The sequence below is a fragment of the Salipiger sp. H15 genome (assembly GCF_040409955.1).
In the GTDB taxonomy this organism is placed as follows: Bacteria; Pseudomonadota; Alphaproteobacteria; order Rhodobacterales; family Rhodobacteraceae; genus Salipiger.
Window position 1 is genome coordinate 2,836,818 of sequence record NZ_CP123384.1, and the last position, 17,544, is coordinate 2,854,361.

22 protein-coding genes and 1 other RNA gene are annotated in these 17,544 nt (G+C 68.0%); 18 read left to right on the forward strand and 5 right to left on the reverse strand.

The window, feature by feature from the left end:
• The first annotated feature begins 26 nt into the window (after window positions 1-26).
• The gene (locus tag PVT71_RS13790) at window positions 27-170 is read left to right on the forward strand and encodes a hypothetical protein (protein WP_353472360.1); all 144 of its coding nucleotides are present in this window, start codon (window positions 27-29) and stop codon (window positions 168-170) included.
• An 85-nt stretch (window positions 171-255) separates the two neighbouring features.
• The gene (gene gap, locus PVT71_RS13795; protein WP_353472361.1) at window positions 256-1,257 is read left to right on the forward strand and encodes a type I glyceraldehyde-3-phosphate dehydrogenase; all 1,002 of its coding nucleotides are present in this window, start codon (window positions 256-258) and stop codon (window positions 1,255-1,257) included.
• 83 nt (window positions 1,258-1,340) lie between these two features.
• Here gap and PVT71_RS13800 read toward each other — a convergent pair whose 3' ends face one another.
• A complete protein-coding gene (locus PVT71_RS13800; protein ID WP_353472362.1) occupies window positions 1,341-1,586 on the reverse strand; it encodes a hypothetical protein in 246 nt (81 codons plus the stop codon).
• Window positions 1,587-1,924: 338 nt separating this feature from the next.
• Here PVT71_RS13800 and PVT71_RS13805 point away from each other — a divergent pair, with 338 nt between their 5' ends.
• The gene (locus PVT71_RS13805) at window positions 1,925-2,086 is read left to right on the forward strand and encodes a glyceraldehyde-3-phosphate dehydrogenase (protein ID WP_353472363.1); all 162 of its coding nucleotides are present in this window, start codon (window positions 1,925-1,927) and stop codon (window positions 2,084-2,086) included.
• A gap of 28 nt (window positions 2,087-2,114) precedes the next feature.
• Here PVT71_RS13805 and coaD read toward each other — a convergent pair whose 3' ends face one another.
• The 3 genes from coaD to PVT71_RS13820 all read right to left on the reverse strand — a co-directional run bounded on the left by coaD (window position 2,115) and on the right by PVT71_RS13820 (window position 4,165).
• A complete protein-coding gene (coaD, locus tag PVT71_RS13810) occupies window positions 2,115-2,612 on the reverse strand; it encodes a pantetheine-phosphate adenylyltransferase (RefSeq protein ID WP_353472364.1) in 498 nt (165 codons plus the stop codon).
• A gap of 103 nt (window positions 2,613-2,715) precedes the next feature.
• Window positions 2,716-3,150 (reverse strand): CBS domain-containing protein, encoded by a 435-nt coding sequence (locus PVT71_RS13815; RefSeq protein ID WP_353472365.1) that lies wholly within the window; start codon window positions 3,148-3,150, stop codon window positions 2,716-2,718.
• 115 nt (window positions 3,151-3,265) lie between these two features.
• Window positions 3,266-4,165, reverse strand: a complete 900-nt coding sequence (locus PVT71_RS13820) for a LysR family transcriptional regulator (RefSeq protein ID WP_353472366.1) — start codon at window positions 4,163-4,165, stop codon at window positions 3,266-3,268.
• 96 nt (window positions 4,166-4,261) lie between these two features.
• On the opposite strand from PVT71_RS13820, the gene PVT71_RS13825 reads away from it, so the two are divergent.
• From PVT71_RS13825 to PVT71_RS13895, 15 genes are all read left to right on the forward strand, one after another.
• Entirely contained in the window at window positions 4,262-5,761 is a 1,500-nt protein-coding gene (locus PVT71_RS13825) for a CoA-acylating methylmalonate-semialdehyde dehydrogenase (RefSeq protein WP_353472367.1), read from the forward strand.
• A gap of 199 nt (window positions 5,762-5,960) precedes the next feature.
• Window positions 5,961-6,380, forward strand: coding sequence for a hypothetical protein (locus PVT71_RS13830; protein WP_353472368.1), 420 nt, complete (start codon window positions 5,961-5,963; stop codon window positions 6,378-6,380).
• A gap of 162 nt (window positions 6,381-6,542) precedes the next feature.
• Window positions 6,543-6,926 (forward strand): hypothetical protein, encoded by a 384-nt coding sequence (locus PVT71_RS13835; protein ID WP_353472369.1) that lies wholly within the window; start codon window positions 6,543-6,545, stop codon window positions 6,924-6,926.
• A gap of 29 nt (window positions 6,927-6,955) precedes the next feature.
• Window positions 6,956-7,305: a transfer-messenger RNA gene (gene ssrA / locus PVT71_RS13840) on the forward strand.
• A 92-nt stretch (window positions 7,306-7,397) separates the two neighbouring features.
• Window positions 7,398-8,063 (forward strand): DUF1194 domain-containing protein, encoded by a 666-nt coding sequence (locus PVT71_RS13845; RefSeq protein ID WP_353472370.1) that lies wholly within the window; start codon window positions 7,398-7,400, stop codon window positions 8,061-8,063.
• A 43-nt stretch (window positions 8,064-8,106) separates the two neighbouring features.
• Window positions 8,107-9,381 carry a chromate efflux transporter gene (chrA, locus tag PVT71_RS13850; RefSeq protein WP_353472371.1) on the forward strand — a complete coding sequence of 425 codons (1,275 nt, stop codon included), beginning with the start codon at window positions 8,107-8,109 and terminating at the stop codon, window positions 9,379-9,381.
• A gap of 108 nt (window positions 9,382-9,489) precedes the next feature.
• Window positions 9,490-9,957 (forward strand): ClpXP protease specificity-enhancing factor SspB, encoded by a 468-nt coding sequence (locus tag PVT71_RS13855; RefSeq protein WP_353472372.1) that lies wholly within the window; start codon window positions 9,490-9,492, stop codon window positions 9,955-9,957.
• Between the two features lie 204 nt (window positions 9,958-10,161).
• Window positions 10,162-11,556 (forward strand): class II fumarate hydratase, encoded by a 1,395-nt coding sequence (gene fumC / locus PVT71_RS13860; RefSeq protein ID WP_353472373.1) that lies wholly within the window; start codon window positions 10,162-10,164, stop codon window positions 11,554-11,556.
• Window positions 11,557-11,700: 144 nt separating this feature from the next.
• Window positions 11,701-11,901 (forward strand): DUF4169 family protein, encoded by a 201-nt coding sequence (locus tag PVT71_RS13865; RefSeq protein WP_353472374.1) that lies wholly within the window; start codon window positions 11,701-11,703, stop codon window positions 11,899-11,901.
• A complete protein-coding gene (locus PVT71_RS13870) occupies window positions 11,898-12,131 on the forward strand; it encodes a ribbon-helix-helix domain-containing protein (protein WP_353472375.1) in 234 nt (77 codons plus the stop codon). The genes PVT71_RS13865 and PVT71_RS13870 overlap by 4 nt, the downstream gene beginning before the upstream one ends.
• Before the next feature lie 198 nt (window positions 12,132-12,329).
• A complete protein-coding gene (gene purB, locus PVT71_RS13875) occupies window positions 12,330-13,637 on the forward strand; it encodes an adenylosuccinate lyase (RefSeq protein WP_353472376.1) in 1,308 nt (435 codons plus the stop codon).
• Window positions 13,638-13,823: 186 nt separating this feature from the next.
• On the forward strand, window positions 13,824-13,979 hold the full coding sequence (locus PVT71_RS13880) for an adenylosuccinate lyase (RefSeq protein WP_353472377.1): 156 nt from the start codon (window positions 13,824-13,826) through the stop codon (window positions 13,977-13,979).
• Between the two features lie 205 nt (window positions 13,980-14,184).
• Window positions 14,185-15,234 (forward strand): FliG C-terminal domain-containing protein, encoded by a 1,050-nt coding sequence (locus tag PVT71_RS13885; protein ID WP_353472378.1) that lies wholly within the window; start codon window positions 14,185-14,187, stop codon window positions 15,232-15,234.
• A gap of 64 nt (window positions 15,235-15,298) precedes the next feature.
• Window positions 15,299-16,249 carry a lysophospholipid acyltransferase family protein gene (locus tag PVT71_RS13890; RefSeq protein WP_353472379.1) on the forward strand — a complete coding sequence of 317 codons (951 nt, stop codon included), beginning with the start codon at window positions 15,299-15,301 and terminating at the stop codon, window positions 16,247-16,249.
• Window positions 16,250-16,336: 87 nt separating this feature from the next.
• On the forward strand, window positions 16,337-16,684 hold the full coding sequence (locus PVT71_RS13895; RefSeq protein WP_353472380.1) for a hypothetical protein: 348 nt from the start codon (window positions 16,337-16,339) through the stop codon (window positions 16,682-16,684).
• A 16-nt stretch (window positions 16,685-16,700) separates the two neighbouring features.
• On the opposite strand, the gene PVT71_RS13900 is transcribed toward PVT71_RS13895, so the two are convergent.
• The gene (locus PVT71_RS13900; RefSeq protein WP_353472381.1) at window positions 16,701-17,408 is read right to left on the reverse strand and encodes a DUF1223 domain-containing protein; all 708 of its coding nucleotides are present in this window, start codon (window positions 17,406-17,408) and stop codon (window positions 16,701-16,703) included.
• Window positions 17,409-17,544: the final 136 nt, after the last annotated feature.

The following is a 17,544-nucleotide window of genomic DNA, read 5'->3' on the forward strand; positions in this document are numbered from 1 at the left end:
GCGCAAGGCTCTGGCATCACGACAAAATGACCAATCGCATCGCCCTCTGGATCGGAGCCCTGCTGATCATCGCCGTCGCGGTGGATCTGACGCTGTTCGACAGCCGGCACCTGCTCTACCTCGGGCGCAAGTTCTTCATTCTGCTCGATTGGATGGCATTCTGGCGGTGAGCGCTAACAGTCCCAGTATTGACTTGCCCCGCGTATCCTGTTGACCTCTGGACAACCCAAGACTCTCGGACAGCGAGGAGACATCATGACCGTCAAGGTAGCGATCAACGGCTTCGGCCGCATCGGGCGCAACGTGCTGCGCGCAATCATCGAATCCGGCCGCACCGACATCGAGGTCGTGGCGATCAACGATCTCGGCCCGGTCGAGACCAACGCGCACCTGCTGCAGTTCGACAGCGTCCACGGCCGCTTCCCGCACCGCGTCTCGGTCTCGGGCGACACGATCGACGCCGGCCGCGGCCCGATCAAGGTGACCGCCGAGCGCAACCCCGCCGACCTGCCCTGGGCGCATGTCGACGTGGTGATGGAATGCACCGGCATCTTCACCGACCGCGAGAAGGCCGCCGCGCACCTCGCCAACGGCGCGAGCCGCGTGCTGGTCTCCGCCCCCTCGGCGGGCGCGGACAAGACCATCGTCTACGGGGTGAACGACAACACGCTGACCAAGGACGACCTCATCGTCTCGAACGCGTCCTGCACCACCAACTGCCTGTCGCCCGTCGCCAAGGTGCTGAACGACACCGTCGGCATCAAGAAGGGCTTCATGACCACGATCCACAGCTACACCGGCGACCAGCCGACGCTGGACACGATGCACAAGGATCTCTACCGCGCCCGCGCCGCGGCCATGTCGATGATCCCGACCTCGACCGGCGCGGCCAAGGCCGTCGGCCTCGTGTTGCCCGAGCTCAACGGCAAGCTCGACGGCGTGGCGATCCGCGTGCCCACGCCGAACGTCTCGGTCGTCGACCTGGTGTTCGAGGCCGAGCGCGAGACCACCGTCGAAGAGATCAACGACGCGGTCCGCGTCGCGGCCAACGGCAAGCTGAACGGCATCCTCGGCTACACCGACAAGAAGAACGTCTCGATCGACTTCAACCACGACCCGCACAGCTCGATCTTCCACACCGACCAGACCAAGGTCATGGACGGCACCATGGTGCGCATCCTGTCCTGGTACGACAACGAGTGGGGCTTCTCGAACCGCATGTCCGACACCGCCGTGGCGATGGGCAAGCTGATCTGATCCGCCGCAGGATCGGAGCGATACCGGAAGGCGGGGCCAGCGTGCCCCGCCTTTTTCCTTGCGGTCGGCCCCGTCGCCAAAGCTCAGTCGCGCACGATCCCCAGCGCCGCGCCATAGCCCTCCTGCGCGACGAGCCCGGCGGGACGCTCCTGCGGCCGGACCTGGGACAGGAGGGCGAGCGGCAGCATCTGGGTGGTGACCGGCACCGGGGGCGGCAGCGGCCCGGTCGGCGGCGTGCCCGCCGCCTCCGCCGGGGCCGGGCCCCGGGATGCCACCTGCCGCGGGCGGCCGGGCCGGGCGAAACCGGTCATGTCGCGCGGAATTTCCATCGCCTGTCTCCCTTCTGGCACTGACTTCAGGCATCGAGTCGGTCACGCTTCTGCAGCGGCCGGGAGGGGCGCGCGCCGCGCCGCCGTCCGGCAACAGGGTTAATCGACAATGGTTTACAAAGACTTGCCGCCACTGCCCCGAAAGGCCGCCGCTGCCATGCACCGTGTGCAAGGCGGGTGTGGAATTCCGTCAATTGTTCTGCGCTGCAGCAAGGCCTAGGTTAGCGCCAACGGCAGGGTGACCTTCGCATCGCCCCGACCCGGAATTTCGACCAGACCGACCCGCAGATGCGGCGCCTTCCCGATGGAGGCGTCCGCCGATGAAATGGAACAGAGCCATGACCAAAGCCATCAATGCCGTCCGTGACAGCTTCGCCCGCCGTTTCGCCTATCGCCGCACCCGCCAGGCGCTGATGTCCCTGCCGCTGCGCACCCGCATCGACTGCGACATCGCCGGCCGCGAGGCCGAGACCGCGCGCATCGCCGTCTACGGCCACTGAGAATCGAAGGCTGGTCCGCCGCCGCGGATCAGCCCTTTGCGAAGCGCGCCTTCAGCGCTTCGTTGACGGTCGGCGTGACGAACTTGCTCACGTCGCCGTTCAGCCGGGCGATCTCCTTCACCAGCTTGGACGCGATCGCCTGGTGCCGGGCCTCGGCCATCAGGAAGACCGTCTCGATGCTGGTGTCGAGCGCGCGGTTCATCCCGACCATCTGGAATTCGTATTCGAAATCGGCCACGGCGCGCAGCCCGCGGATGATGATCTGCGCCCCCACGTCGCGGGCGCAGTCGATCAGCAGGTTCTCGAACGGATGCGCGACGATCTCGGTGCCGGTCTGCTCGGAGAGCCCGGCGCATTCGGTCTCGATCATCGCGACGCGCTCCTCGAGGTTGAACAGCGGGCCCTTGTCGCGGTTGATCGCGACCCCGATCACGAGCCGGTCCACCAGCGCCGAGGCGCGGCGGATGATGTCCATATGGCCCAGCGTGATCGGATCGAAGGTTCCGGGATAAAGGCCGATGCGCATGTGGTCCTCCAGGGTCGCCAGCGGGGGCATGTCCGGCGCACGCAACGATATTGCGTCCGGGAATGCAACCCCGAAACCGGCCTTCCCTGTGTGGAGCCCCGGCTCAGAACCCCATGATCATGCCCTGGAGCGCGTCCTTCTCCATGGCCAGCTCGGCGATCTGCGCCTTCACCACGTCGCCGATCGAGATGATGCCGACCAGCATCCCGTCCTCGACCACCGGCATGTGGCGGAATCGCCCCTCGGTCATGCGGGCCAGCACGACGTTGGTGTCCTCGTCACGGGTGCAGACCTGCAGCTTGCGCGTCATCAGCTCCTCGCAGGCCATGCTCAGGACGCTGGCGCCCTGCGCGGCAAGCGCGCGCACGATGTCGCGCTCCGAAAGGATCCCCACCGGCCTCTGCCCGTCTTCCGAGATCACCACGCCACCGATCCGCCGTTCGGAAAGAACCTGCGCGGCGTCGCCGACGCTGCTGCCGGGGGTGACGGTGACCACGCCGTCGTCGGACTTGTCCTTGAGAATCTGTTGTACCTGCATGCGGCTTTCCTCCTAAGCGCTGCTGACACCTTCCAGCGTCCGCCCGCCGCGGAGTTCTGTCAACCGCGACGTCCGGTTTATGCGTCGGGCTGGCACGCCCGCGCCTTCCGCAGGGTCAGGACGCGGCCGCCTCGAGCGCCGCCAGCTCGCGGCGCATAGCCTCCGCCAGAAGCGCTGCGAATCCGTTAAGGCGGGCGTGGCGGCGGTCGTCGGCGTGGCGCACGAGGTAGAAGCTGCGGGTGAGAGAGACCTCGCCGGGCAGCACCTTGCGCAGCCCCGGCGCGGCGGGCAGCGCGAAATCGTGCACGATCCCCAGCCCTGCCCCCAGCCGCAGCCAGTGGAACTGCACCGCCACCGAGTTCGAGGCGAGCCGCACCCGCTCGAGCCCGAGATCGCTGAGGTAGTCGAGCTCGCGGTCGAAGATCATGTCGGGGATGTAACCGACGATCCGGTGCCCCTGCAGGTCGGCGCGGCTGCGGATCGGGGCGTGCCGGGCGAGGTAATCCTCCGAGGCCGCGAGGTGCAGCCGGTAGTCCGAGATCTTCTGCACCACCAGCCGCCCCGCCGTGGGGGCCGAGACGGCGATCGCCATGTCCGCCTCGCGCCGCGACAGGTTCACCACGCGCGGCAGCGAGACGATCTGCAGGTCGAGCCCGGGGTTGGCCTCGGCGATCTTCGCGCAGACCTGCGGCAGCAGGAAGTTGGCGCAGCCGTCGGGGGCGCCGATGCGAATCTGCCCGGCAAAGCCCTCGGACGCGCCCATCAGCGCCTGCGCGCCCTGCCCCAGCGCCGCCTCGGCGCTTTCCGCATGGACCAGCAGCCGCGCCCCGGCCTCGGTCAGCGTGTAGCCCTGCGGCGACTTGGCAAAGAGCGGATGCCCCAGCGCCTGCTCGAGCCGCGCGACGCGCCGCCCCACCGTCGCCGGGTCCATGCGCAGCACCCGCCCCGCCGCCGACAGGCTCTCGCCCCGCGCCACGGCAAGGAAAATCCGCAAATCATCCCAGTTCTCCCGCATGGCGCACCTGAATTTTTGCAAAACCTTTTTGCCGGATTACCCCTGTCCGCTGCATTTCCGCAAGGCTAGAGTGCCGGCCAACAGAAGGAGGCTGCAATGCAGGAACTTACCCATTTCATCAACGGCGCGCATGTGAAGGGCACCTCGGGCCGTTTCAGCGACGTCTTCAACCCCGCCACCGGCGAGGTGCAGGCCCGCGTCCCGCTGGCGACCGTGGAAGAGCTGAACGACGCCGTGGCCAAGGCCGCCGAGGCGCAGAAGGGCTGGGCCGCGACCAACCCGCAGCGCCGCGCCCGCGTCATGATGAAGTTCGGCCAGCTCATCAACGAGCACATGGACGAGCTCGCGGAGCTGGTCTCGCGCGAGCATGGCAAGACCCTGCCCGACGGGCGCGGCGACGTGCAGCGCGGTCTCGAGGTGGTCGAGGTCTGCATGGGCGCGCCGCACATGCTGAAGGGCGACTTCACCGATGACGGCGGCCCGGGCATCGACCTTTACTCCATGCGCCAGCCGCTCGGCGTGGTCGCCGGCATAACCCCGTTCAACTTCCCGGCGATGATCCCGCTCTGGAAGATGGCCCCGGCGCTGGTCTGCGGCAACGCGATGATCCTCAAGCCCTCCGAGCGCTGCCCCTCGACCTCGCTGCGGCTTGCCGAGCTGCTGATCGAGGCCGGCCTGCCCGAGGGCGTGCTGCAGGTGGTCAACGGTGACAAGGAAGTGGTCGACGCGATCCTCGACAACGAGACGATCCAGGCCGTGGGCTTCGTCGGCTCGACGCCGATCGCGCAGTACATCTATGGCCGCGCCGCCACCAACGGCAAGCGCGCGCAGTGCTTCGGCGGTGCCAAGAACCACATGATCATCATGCCCGACGCCGACCTCGACAAGGCCGCCGACGCGCTGGTCGGTGCCGGCTTCGGCGCGGCGGGCGAACGTTGCATGGCGATCTCGGTGGCCGTGCCGGTGGGCGCAGAGACCGCCGATGCGCTGATCGAGAAACTGGTGCCGCGCATCGAGAAGCTGAAGGTCGGCCCCTACACCGCGGGCGAGGACGTCGACTACGGCCCGGTCATCACCGCCGCCGCCAAGGCCCGGATCGACGGTCTCGTCAGCTCGGGTGTCGAGCAGGGCGCGAGTCTCGTGATCGACGGCCGCGACTTCTCGCTGCAGGGCTATGAGGACGGCTTCTTCGTCGGCCCGTCGCTCTTCGACAACGTGACGCCCGACATGGACATCTACAAGGAAGAGATCTTCGGCCCGGTGCTGAGCACGGTCCGCGCCGGCTCCTACGAGGAAGCGCTCGAGCTGGTGATCGACAACCCCTACGGCAACGGCACGGCGATCTACACCGCCGATGGCGACACCGCGCGCGACTTTGCGCACCGGGTGAACGTGGGCATGGTCGGCATCAACTTCCCGATCCCGGTGCCGCTCTCGTACCACACCTTCGGCGGCTGGAAGAAATCGGCCTTCGGCGATCTCAACCAGTACGGCCCCGACGCCTTCCGCTTCTACACCAAGACCAAGACCGTCACGGCGCGCTGGTTCTCGGGCATCAAGGACGGCGCGGCGTTCAACTTCAAGGCGATGGACTGACCTTCTTCCTGCCGGTGCGTGGCCCCGAGGCCACGCCGGCAGGATTTCCGCAGCCTTCAGGGCCGTCCCCATATGCGGGGCGGCCCTTTTCCATTGCTGGACGCCGGGCGCGCAGAAAAAGATGTAAATGAGAGTCATCGTTGACGCTGACAGGTGAAATAGACAACGCTCTGACGAAACAAGAAAAAAACTTGGGAATATGACAGTCAGCTTTCGCATCCTGCAAAAACACGGTCTCGTCTTCGTGCGATACGAGGGGCGCGCCCGGCTTGCGGAGACGATGGCGGCCTTCGGCGAATATGCCACCCATCCGGATTTCCGCCCCGGCCAGAAGCAGCTCGTCGACCTTTCCGGCCTGACCGGCTGGGATGGCGATTTCCTCGAGCTGATGAAGATACAGGCCCGCAAGGCCGAGGCGCTCACCTCGGTCGAGAGCCAGACCCTGCTGGTCTATTACGCCCCCACCCCGATCAGCTTCAAACTCAGCAAGCTGGTGCTCAATTCCTGGGACGGTCTCGACGGGATCGTGACGCTGGTGCAGCAAAGCGAGATGGGCTGCCTGACGCTGCTGGGGGTGGCGGAGCGGAGCTTCGCGCAATTGCTGGAAAACGCCGGGTAGACCCGCTGCCGCGGGGTCAGCCACGGGCCGAAAGTCGCCAAGGCGACATATCGTTTGACAGATCCGCCGGGACGTAGCACATGACTCCAAGGCGCGTCAGCACATTTGTCCTTCGGGGAGAGCGATATGTCGGGGGATTTCAGGATTCTTGCAGACCGCAATATGGTCTACCTGAAGTTTTTCGGTGACACCTGCATCGACGAATGCAACCGGACCGTCGCCAGCCTCATCTCCGACCCGGAATGGCGGAGCGGTCTGGGACTGCTGATCGACAATTCCGGGATTACCTCCTACCGGGGAGGTTTTTCGAAATTGCAGTGGCTCTGCGCGCAGATCGAGGAATCCGGCGCATTCGACGACTGCGCCGCTCCGGTGGCCTATTACTCGCCCTCCGATCTTGGATTCGGCGTCGCGCGCATGGCCCAGCAGGTGCTGTCCTCGCGCCTGCCGCTCGAGATCCACGTCTTCCGCGACGAGGCCCAGGCGCTCGCCCGGCTCGGCCAGCGCGAGACCCGGCTTGCCGATCTCTTCGCCGCCACCGCCTGAGGCAGGCCCTGCGCGCCGCGCGCAGATCTCCCATTGAAAGCCCCGCGCCGCCGTCCTATATGTTGGATGTCCCGCAAGGGACTATGGGCATAAACGCGCATGGAATAAACGGATCGGACCCGGGGGCGGTACCCGGCGGCTCCACCAAAAAACCCGTCGTTGGGGTTCATGGGGCCGAAATAGGATCGACGAACGCGTAAAGATGTAGCTTTGTCCCGGTGAGATACCACCGTTATCGGTTCATTAAGCATAATTGCCAACGACAATCGTGCTCCGGTTGCTCTGGCTGCGTAAGCAGTCCGAAAAACCGAACTTTAAGCCCTTGGGCCTAGCAGCTTAAGGCGGGGTTCGCAGGTACCTGGCAACAGAAACCTGCACTTCCTCCCCCCCCAGAATTCCCCCAGAATTCCCCCACCATCCCCCGACGATCAGCGGGATTGACCCCGCGTAATGCGGCTGTCAGCATCGCGCATGGCCCCTGTTCACGTCGCAAGTCTTGCCCTGCTCACGGCGCTCTGCGCCGCCCAGGCCCGCGCCTGCGAAACCGCGCTGCTGCTGGCCATGGACGTGTCGAACTCGGTCGATCCCGCCGAATATGCCATCCAGGCCGAGGGGCTTGCGCTTGCCCTGCGCGATCCGCAGATCGCCGAGATCATGGTCGAGGACCGCGTGGCGCTGGCGGTGATGCAATGGTCGGGCCCCGGGCACCAGGCGCTGGTGCTGGGCTGGACCGAGATCGCCGAGCCCGCCGATCTTGCCGCCTTTGCCGAGGCCGCGCTTCGCATGGAGCGGGTCTTCGTCCTCTCGGACACGGCGCCCGGCGCGGCACTGCACGCGGCGCTCGACGCGATCGAGATCGCCCCCGCCTGCGAGCGGCTGGTGATCGACGTCTCGGGCGACGGCACGCCCAATTCCGGCCCGCCCGCCTCTGCCGCGCGGGTCCGCGCCGAGCGCATGGGCGTGACGGTCAACGGGCTTGCCATCGAGGGACCGGGCCATGGCCTGCCGGTCACCAACTACTACCGGCAGGTGCTGGTCACCCGCGACGGCTTCGTGATGACCGCCCGCAGCCACCAGGGCTACGCCGAGACGCTGCGCCGCAAGATCCTGCGCGAGATCGCGCGCGTGCTGGGCTGAGAACGTCGTGAAACCGTCACGGGAGCCAAGCCAAATACCTGCCATGACGCCGTTTTCCCAGCTCTTCCTCACCTTCCTGCGCATCGGCCTGCTCAGCTTCGGCGGCCCCGCGGCGCAGATCGCCCTGCTGCACCGCGAGATCGTCGAGGAGCGCGGCTGGCTGACCGAACGCCAGTACCTGCAGGCGCTCTCCTTCTGCATGCTGCTGCCCGGACCCGAGGCGATGCAGCTTGCCACCTGGGCCGGCTGGCGCCTGCGCGGCGTGGCGGGAGGGCTGCTCGCCGGCGGGCTCTTCGTGCTGCCCGGGGCGCTGGTGATCGCGGTGCTGGCGCTGCTCTACTCGAGCTACGGCACGCGCCCCGAGATCGCGGGGCTGATGCTCGGGGTCAAGGCGACGGTGATCGCGCTGGTGGCGCAGGCGCTGCTGAAGCTCGCGCGCAAGGTGCTGACCAGCCGAAGCGCGCTGCTCATCGCGGTCTCGGCCTTTGCCGCGCTCTACGTGCTGCACGCCCCCTTCCCGCTGGTCATCGCCTGCGCCGCGCTGGTCGGCTGGCTCGGCACCGACCGGGCCGCCCCCGCCGAGGTCCAGCCGGTGCCCGCCCCGGTGACCGAGCGGATCTGGGTCTGGCCACTCTGGGTGACGCTCTGGTTCGCGCCCATGGTGATCGCGGGTCTTGCCGGGCAGACGCTGCTCTACGAGATCGGCATGCTCTTCTCGAAGCTCGCGGTGTTCTCCTTCGGCGGCGCCTACGCGGTGCTCGCATGGCTCGCGCAGGAGGCGGTGACCGCGCGCGGCTGGCTAGCGCCCGCGCAGATGGCCGATGCGCTGGGGCTGGCCGAGACCACGCCCGGTCCGCTGATCCTCGTCACCCAGTTCGTCGGCATGATCACCGGCTTTGCCGCCGGCGGCTGGCCGATGGCGCTGGCGGCCGGGGCGATGGTGCTCTGGGTCACCTTCATCCCCTGTTTCCTGTGGATCTTCGCCTTCGCGCCGCATCTCGAGCGGCTGCTCGCCCGGCCCCGCCTGCAGGGCGCGCTCGGCGCGATCACCGCCGCGGTGCTGGGCGTCATCGCCAATCTCACCCTGTGGTTCGCCCTGCACGTGCTCTTCGCCGAGACCCGGATCCCCGCCTTCGGCCCCCTTGCCCCGGAACTGCCGGTGCCCGCCAGCCTGCGCCCGGGCGCGCTCGCGCTGACCCTGCTTGCCGCCGTGCTGCTTGGTCCGCTGCGCCGCTCGGTGCCGCTCACCCTTGCCGTTACGGCAGGCGCGGCTTTTGCGCTGATCCATTCCTCGGCTTATTCGATAAGCTTTTATTAATTAATGCATTACCCCGAAACGGACATACCCGGCGATTTTTCGCTCCATGTCCCCTTTTCCTCGCTGTCAAATCTAATATGGTGAAACGAAAGCGACGAGGAGCAGCACATGCCCGCCGGCATCGACTACGGCAATCTCATGCACCGCGCCATGCGCGGGCTCATCAATGACGTGCTCGCGGGGGTCCAGGAGACCGGCCTGCCGGGCGACCACCATTTCTTCATCACCTTCGACACCCAGCACCCGGACGTGGAACTGGCCGACTGGCTGTCGGACCGCTACCCGGGCGAGATGACCGTGGTCATGCAGCACTGGTACGAGGACCTCGACGTCACCGAGGACGGCTTTGCCGTGACGCTCAATTTCGGCGACGCGCCCGAGCGGCTCTACATCCCCTACGACGCGATCAAGACCTTCGTCGACCCGTCGGTCGAGTTCGGCCTGCGCTTCGAGACCCACGAGGAAGAGGATGACGACGACGAGCCGACCCCGCCCGATGGCGGCTCGGACGAGTCCTCGCGCGAGCCGGTCAAGCACGACGCCGAGGTTGTCCGCCTCGATTCCTTCCGTAAATGAGCCCGCGGGGCGCCCGCCCCGCAGAGCCATGTCCGACGCGCCGGTGCCCGACAGCCCCGGCGCGTTCGCGTTTCTCGCGGTCATGCACCCGGAAAAGCCGCGTTTTCCCGGCGCTAACACCCGGTCTGCCCGCCGCTTGCCCGTTGCTCCCGGACCGCGACGCGGCTAAACGGCACACAATGGTATGCTTTGCAGGAGGCACAGATGGCCAACACCCGCACCGAGACCGATAGCTTCGGCCCGCTCGAGGTTCCCGCCGACAAGTACTGGGGCGCACAGACCCAGCGGTCGATCATGAACTTCCCGATCGGCTGGGAGAAGCAGCCGGTTCCGATCATCCGCGCGCTCGGCGTGGTGAAGAAGGCCTGCGCGATGGCCAACAAGGAACTCGGGGACATGGACGCCGGCACCGCCGACGCGATCATCGCCGCCGCCTCCGAGGTCATCGAGGGCAAGTTCGACGACAACTTCCCGCTGGTGGTCTGGCAGACCGGCTCGGGCACCCAGTCGAACATGAACGCGAACGAGGTGATCTCGAACCGCGCCATCGAGATGCTGGGCGGCGTGATGGGCTCGAAGAAGCCGATCCACCCCAACGACCACTGCAACATGGGCCAGTCGTCCAACGACACCTTCCCGACCGCCATGCACGTGGCCATCGCCATGCAGGCGCGTGACGTGCTGCTGCCCGGCCTGCGCAAGCTGCACGCCGCGCTCGAGGCGAAGTCCGAGGAATTCAAGGACATCATCAAGATCGGCCGGACCCACACGCAGGATGCCACCCCGCTGACGCTGGGCCAGGAGTTCGGCGGCTACACCCACCAGGTGAAGAAGGGCATCGAGCGCGTCGAGGCCTGCCTCGGCGACATCTACGAGCTGGCGCAGGGCGGCACCGCCGTCGGCACCGGCCTCAACACCAAGGCCGGCTGGGCCGAGATGGTCGCCCGCAACATGGCGACGATCACCGACCTGCCCTTCGTCACCGCGCCCAACAAGTTCGAGGCGCTCGCCGCGCATGACGCGATGGTCATGTTCTCCGGCGCGCTGAAGACCGTGGCGGCCTCGCTCTTCAAGATCGCCAACGACATGCGCCTGCTCGGCTCCGGCCCGCGCTCGGGTCTCGGCGAGCTGATCCTGCCCGAGAACGAGCCCGGCTCGTCGATCATGCCCGGCAAGGTCAACCCGACCCAGGCCGAGGCGCTGACCATGGTCTGCGCGCATGTGATGGGCAACGACGCCGCCGTCGGCTTCGCCGGCAGCCAGGGCCACTTCGAGCTCAACGTCTACAACCCGATGATGAGCTACAACGTGCTGCAGTCGATGCAGCTGCTCGGCGACAGCGCCTCGGCCTTCACCGACAACATGGTGGTCGGCACGCAGGCGAACGTGGCGCGCATCGACAAGCTGATGAAGGAATCGCTGATGCTGGTGACGGCGCTGGCGCCGACCATCGGCTATGACAACGCCACCAAGGTCGCCAAGACCGCGCACAAGAACGGCACCACGCTGAAGGAAGAGGCGATCGCGCTCGGCTTCGTCGATGCCGAAACCTTCGACCGCATCGTGCGCCCCGAGGACATGATCGGCCCGAAGGGCTGATCGCGACCTCACCGCGACCTGATCGAGACAAGGACGGGGCCCGCGCGGCCCCGTTCTCTTTTCCGCCGACCGGCGCGCCTCCCCGCGGAAAACCCCGCGCTTTGCCCATTGCCCGGCCCGCGCGCCACGCTATTCTCCGCTGCCATGAGCAACGTCATCAACCTCAACCGCTTCCGCAAGGACCGCGCCCGCGCCGACAGGCGCGCGCAGGCCGACGAGAATGCCGCGCGCCACGGCCGCAGCAAGGCCGAGAAGCAGCGCGAGGCGGCCGAGGCCGCGAAGTCCGCGCGCGATCTCGACGGGCACAGGCGCGACGCCCCGGCAGATCCCAAGCCCGAAACATGACGGGCCGCCCGGTCAAGCACTCGCTCACCATCCGCGGCCACCGCACCTCGGTGTCGCTCGAGGCGCCGTTCTGGGACGAGTTCCGCCGCATCGCCGAGACAGAGGGCAAGACGCTGAACGCGCTCGCCACCGAGATCGACGCCGGCCGCGGCACCGAGGCGGGGCTCGCCTCGGCGATCCGCGTGCACGTGCTCGGCCACCTGCGCGCCCGCCTCGACCGGCTGGGCTGAGCGCCGCGCCCGCCCCTTCTTCTCTTTGAAAATACGCCGGGGGTGAATTCGCCGCAGGCGAAGAGGGGGCAGCGCCCCCTCGCTTCCGCCGCCGCTCCCGCGTCCCGCAGCCGGCGGCGAGGCTCAGCGCCCTTGCCGCCGCGCCACTTCCGCCCTATGACGCCCGCGTCTGCCCTGCATGAGACGGAAGGTTAGCCGATGATCCCCCGCTACGCCCGCCCCGAGATGACCGCCATCTGGGAACCTGCCACCAAGTTCCGCATCTGGTACGAGATCGAGGCGCATGCCTGCGACGCCATGGCCGAGATCGGGGTGATCCCGAAGGAGAACGCCGAGGCCGTCTGGAAGGCCAAGGACGTGGAATTCGACGTCGCCCGCATCGACGAGATCGAGGCCGTCACCAAGCATGACGTCATCGCCTTCCTCACCCACCTCGCCGAGCACGTGGGCAGCGAGGAAGCCCGCTTCGTGCACCAGGGCATGACCAGCTCGGACGTGCTCGACACCTGCCTCAACGTGCAGCTGGTGCGCGCCGCCGACATCCTGCTCGAAGGCGTCGACAAGGTGCTGGCCGCGCTCAAGAAGCGCGCCTTCGAGCACAAGATGACCGTCCGCGTCGGCCGCAGCCACGGCATCCACGCCGAGCCGACCACCATGGGCCTCACCTTCGCGCGCTTCTACGCCGAGATGGACCGCAACAAGAACCGCCTCGAGAAGGCCCGCTGGGAAGTCGCCACCGGCGCGATCTCGGGCGCCGTCGGCACCTTTGCCAACATCGACCCGGCGGTTGAAGAGCACGTCTGCGAGAAGCTGGGCCTCCGCCCCGAGCCGATCTCGACGCAGGTGATCCCGCGCGACCGCCACGCGATGTTCTTCGCCACGCTCGGCGTCATCGCCTCGTCGATCGAGAACGTCGCGATCGAGATCCGCCACATGCAGCGCACCGAGGTGCTGGAAGGCGCCGAGTTCTTCTCGATGGGCCAGAAGGGCTCGTCGGCGATGCCGCACAAGAAGAACCCGGTGCTGACCGAGAACCTGACCGGCCTCGCCCGCCTCGTGCGGATGACGGTGATCCCGGCGATGGAGAACGTCGCCCTCTGGCACGAGCGCGACATCTCGCACAGCTCGGTCGAGCGCGGCATCGGGCCGGATGCGACCATCACCCTCGACTTCGCGCTGAACCGCCTCGCGGGCGTCGTCGACAAGATGATCATCTACCCGCAGAACATGCTCGACAACATGAACAAGTTCCCCGGCCTCGTGATGTCGCAGCGCGTGCTGCTGGCGCTGACCCAGGCCGGCGTGTCGCGCGAGGATGCCTATTCCATGGTCCAGCGCAACGCGCTGAAGGTCTGGGAAGAGCGCGTCGACTTCCGCGAGCAGCTGCTGGCGGACGAGGAGGTGGTCAAGGCGCTCGGTGTCGAGCAGATCAACGAGAAGTTCGACATGGGCTACCATACCAAGCACGTGGACACGATCTTCCGCCGCGTCTTCGGCGAGAGCTGATCCGCCGGGGATTTGGGGGCGCTGCCCCCGCCCGCGCTGCGCGCGGACTCCCCCGGGATATTTGAGCCATGTGGAAGGGGCCGGCGCGGCGCTCGCGTGAACGTGAGCCGGGGCGCCGGCCCCTTTCCCTTTGGTGCGCGGGCGGCGTCGTGCTAGCCTTGCGGCATTCGACACGGAGGATGACGCATGACGATCAAGACCCTGTTGACCGCCGCGGCGCTTCTGGCCGCGCCGCTTGCCGCCTGGGCGGAATGCGGCTCCCACAGCGAGGCCAAGATGACCTGCGCCGCCGGCTCGGAATACGATTCCGCCTCTGGCACCTGCAAGGTCGTTTCGGGCTGACGAGGCGCGTCCGCGCGCCACATCACGCGAAGGGGCGGCCCGGCACGGCTGCCCTTTTTTCATGCCCGCGCCCCCGCGCCTGCCGGAATGGCGGGCAGAGGCGCGGAAGGGACCCGCGGCACGGGTCGGGTTTCGGGGCGCGGATGAGGGATCGTTAACCTCGCTGCGCTAGCTCTGGGACCTGCAAGAGCCCGGGCCAGCCACCATGTCGCACCTGCCGTCGCGTTCCAACCCTTCGCCCCCCGGCGGGCAGCCGCCGCTGTCGCGCCGCGCCAAGGCGGCGATCATCGTGCAGTTCCTGCTCAACGAGGGGGCGGACGTGCCGCTCGCCTCGCTGCCCGAGGAGCTTCAGGCGGAGCTGACGCTGCAGCTCGGGCGCATGCGCTACATCGACCGCGCCACGCTCAACGCCGTGGTCGAGGAATTCTCCGAGGAGCTGGACGGGGTCGGCCTCGCCTTTCCCGGAGACATGGCCGGGGCGCTCTCGGCGCTCGAGGGCAAGATCAGCGCCCGCACCGCGGCGCGGCTGCGCAAGGAGGCGGGAGTGCGGCAGAGCGGCGATCCCTGGGAGCGCATCGGCGCCCTGCCCGAGGAGCGCGTCGCCGCCATCGCCGGGGCCGAGGCGACCGAGATCGCCGCGGTCATGCTCTCGAAGATCGCCACCGCCAAGGCCGCCGCGGTGCTGGCGCTGCTGCCCGGCGACCGGGCGCGGCGCATCGCCTACGCCGTGTCGATGACCGCGGGCGTCTCGCCCGAGGCGGTGGACCGGATCGGGCTCAGCCTTGCCGCGCAGCTCGACGCCGAGCCGCCGAGGGCCTTTGCCAAGCGCGCCGACGAGCGGGTGGGCGCGATCCTCAACTACGCCGCCTCGGCCAAGCGCGACGAGGTGCTCGAGGGGCTCGAGGAGACCGACAAGGCCTTTGCCGAGGCGGTGCGCCGGGCGATCTTCACCTTCGCCGACATCCCTGCCCGGCTGAAGAAGCAGGACGTGCCGAAGATCACCCGCGACGTGCCGCCCGAGCAGCTGACCCTCGCCATCGCCGCCGCCAGCGCCGCGGCCGACCTGCCCGCGGCCGAGTACCTGCTCGAGAACATGTCCAAGCGCATGGCCGCCGCGCTGCGCGAGGATGCGGCGGGGATGAGCGTCAAGGGCAAGCGCGGCGAGGCGGCGATGAACGCCGTGGTCAGCGCCATCCGCGAGCTTGTCGGCGTGGGCGAGATCGAGCTGAAGAGCGGCGAGGAGGAGGACGAGTAGACCCGGAACTTGTGCTGCGCCCCGGGTGGGCCTAAATCTGCCCTTCAGGAAAGCGGAGCGGGTTTTGACCGAGGGCAAGAAGAACAGGGCCGGCAATGAGCGGCCGCGCGGCGGCGCCGGCGACTACCTGTCGGACAAGGCGCTGCGCGCGATGATCAAGGCGGCGCTGCTGCTGCCTCCCGCCGCGCGCGGCGGGATGATGGCGGCGCTGATCTCGAAGCTGGTCGCGCCGCTCGCGGGCTACCGCGACCGTGCCATGGCGAACCTTGCCCATGTCTGGCCCGAGATGCCCGAGGCCGAGCGCCGCCGCATCGCCGATGAGGTGGCGCAGAACGCCGGGCGCACGATGATCGAGAATTACGACGTGCCGGGGCTGCTGGCGCGGATGAAGGACACGCCGATCACCGGCGAGGGCGTCGCGGCGATCGAGGCGGCCCGCGCCGAGGGCCGGCCGATCCTCTTCGTCACCGGGCACTACGGGAATTTCGAGGCGCCGCGCGCCGCGCTGGTCGCCCGCGGCTGGCGCATCGGCGGGCTCTACCGGCCGATGGCCAACCCGTTCTTCAACGAACATTACGCCGCCAACATGCATGCCCTGAGCGATCCGGTCTTCGAACAGGGGCGGCGCGGCACCATGGGGCTGCTCAAGCACATCCGGGGCGGCGGCATGGGCGTGCTGCTCTTCGACGTCTACGACAGCGCCGGCGTGCCCATCGACTTCCTCGGCCAGTCCGCGCCCACGCTGACCTCCGCCGCCGAGATCGCGGTGAAGACCGGCGCGCTCTTCGTGCCCTTCTTCGGCATCCGCAGGGCGGACGGGGTGAATTTCGACGCAGTCTTCGAGGCGCCGATCCCGCATGGCGACCCGGTCGAGATGATGCGCGAGGTCACCCGGCGGCTCGAGGCGCGGATCGAGGCGGACCCGGGTCAATGGTTCTGGATCCACCGGCGCTGGAAGCCCAAGCGCCAGCGCAAGCGGGCGGAGAAGCGCGCACGGCAGGAAGGCAAGGCCTGAGCCGGCGGCAAGGCGCTTGATCCAGGGCGAGCCCCCGCCCTAGGCTCGGCGCATTGCCTTGGTTCATCAATTTCCGGGAAATCCCACATGCCCCTTCTCAGGACAGTCTCCGCCATCGCCGCGATCGTGATCGTCCCGGCCTGCGCCGAAACCGACATGGCGCCCTCGGGCGCGACCATGGCCGCCGCGCCGGACGGCCCGCCCTTCATCGAGACAATGGCCCCCGAGGTCAGCAATGCCGCGGTCGCCTCCTGCCAGTCGGCACTCGAGAGCCAGACCAGCGGCGGCGTGTCCGTGCTCGGCAGCGAGACCTCCGAGGCCGCGACGGCGATCTACATGCGCGTCGGCGCGAACGGCGCGCCCTGGCGCTGCCTCGTGGCACCCGACGGCAGCGGGCCCGACCTGATGTTCATGGGATCCGAAGGCGCGGCCTGACCGCCGCGCCGGGGGCTCACTCGCGCCAGCGCGCCGCCGCCAGCACCGGGCCGAAGGGCGGCTCCTGCAGCAGCACGACCGCCGGATCGTCGCCCTCGAGCGGCACCGAGGTCTCGAAGGCGCCCTGCCCGTCCCAGCTGCCGATCACGCGCCAGCCATGGGCGATGTTGGTATAGGTCATCTCGAGCCCGGCATTCTCGCCGTCCTCGATCGCCACGGTCTTCTGCGGCGCGTAGCGCACGAGATGCACCACCGTCTCGGGCGGCATGCTGGCGATCGGCTCGGCCCGGATCACCAGCTGGTCGCCGTCGCGGGCGAGCAGCAGCTTCACCGGCGAGGGCGTCTCGGCGGCGGCGCGGATCGCGTCGACCACCTTCATCGGGCGCGAGCCGACCACGTCGAAGCGCCCGGCGACGATCATCTGCGGCGTGTAGAGCGAGCGGCGCCCGGCGGCGCGGGCGTAGCCCTTCTGGCGCTTGGTGAAGGCGGGATCGGCGAAGTCGTCCTTCCAGCCGATGTAATCCCAGTAGTCCACGTGCAGCGCCAGCGGGATCACGTCGTCGCGCGAGCTGAGCTCGGAGAGGACGGCATCGGCGGGCGGACAGGCGGCGCAGCCCTGCGAGGTGAAGAGCTCGACCAGAACCGGAGTGTCCTGCTGTGCCTGGGCCACGCTGCCAGCCAGCAGCATGGCGATGGGTGCCATCCAAGTCGTGAGTCGGAACATCTGGCCAGTTTTCCCCCTAGCTCTGCCATTCTTGGGGTACAAAACCCGCTCTGAAATAACCAATCAAGGTTTTGCGAGAGCGGGTGAAGCAAGTTTTTCGCGTTTTGTATACCGTAGAATACAAAAAGCGGCTCCC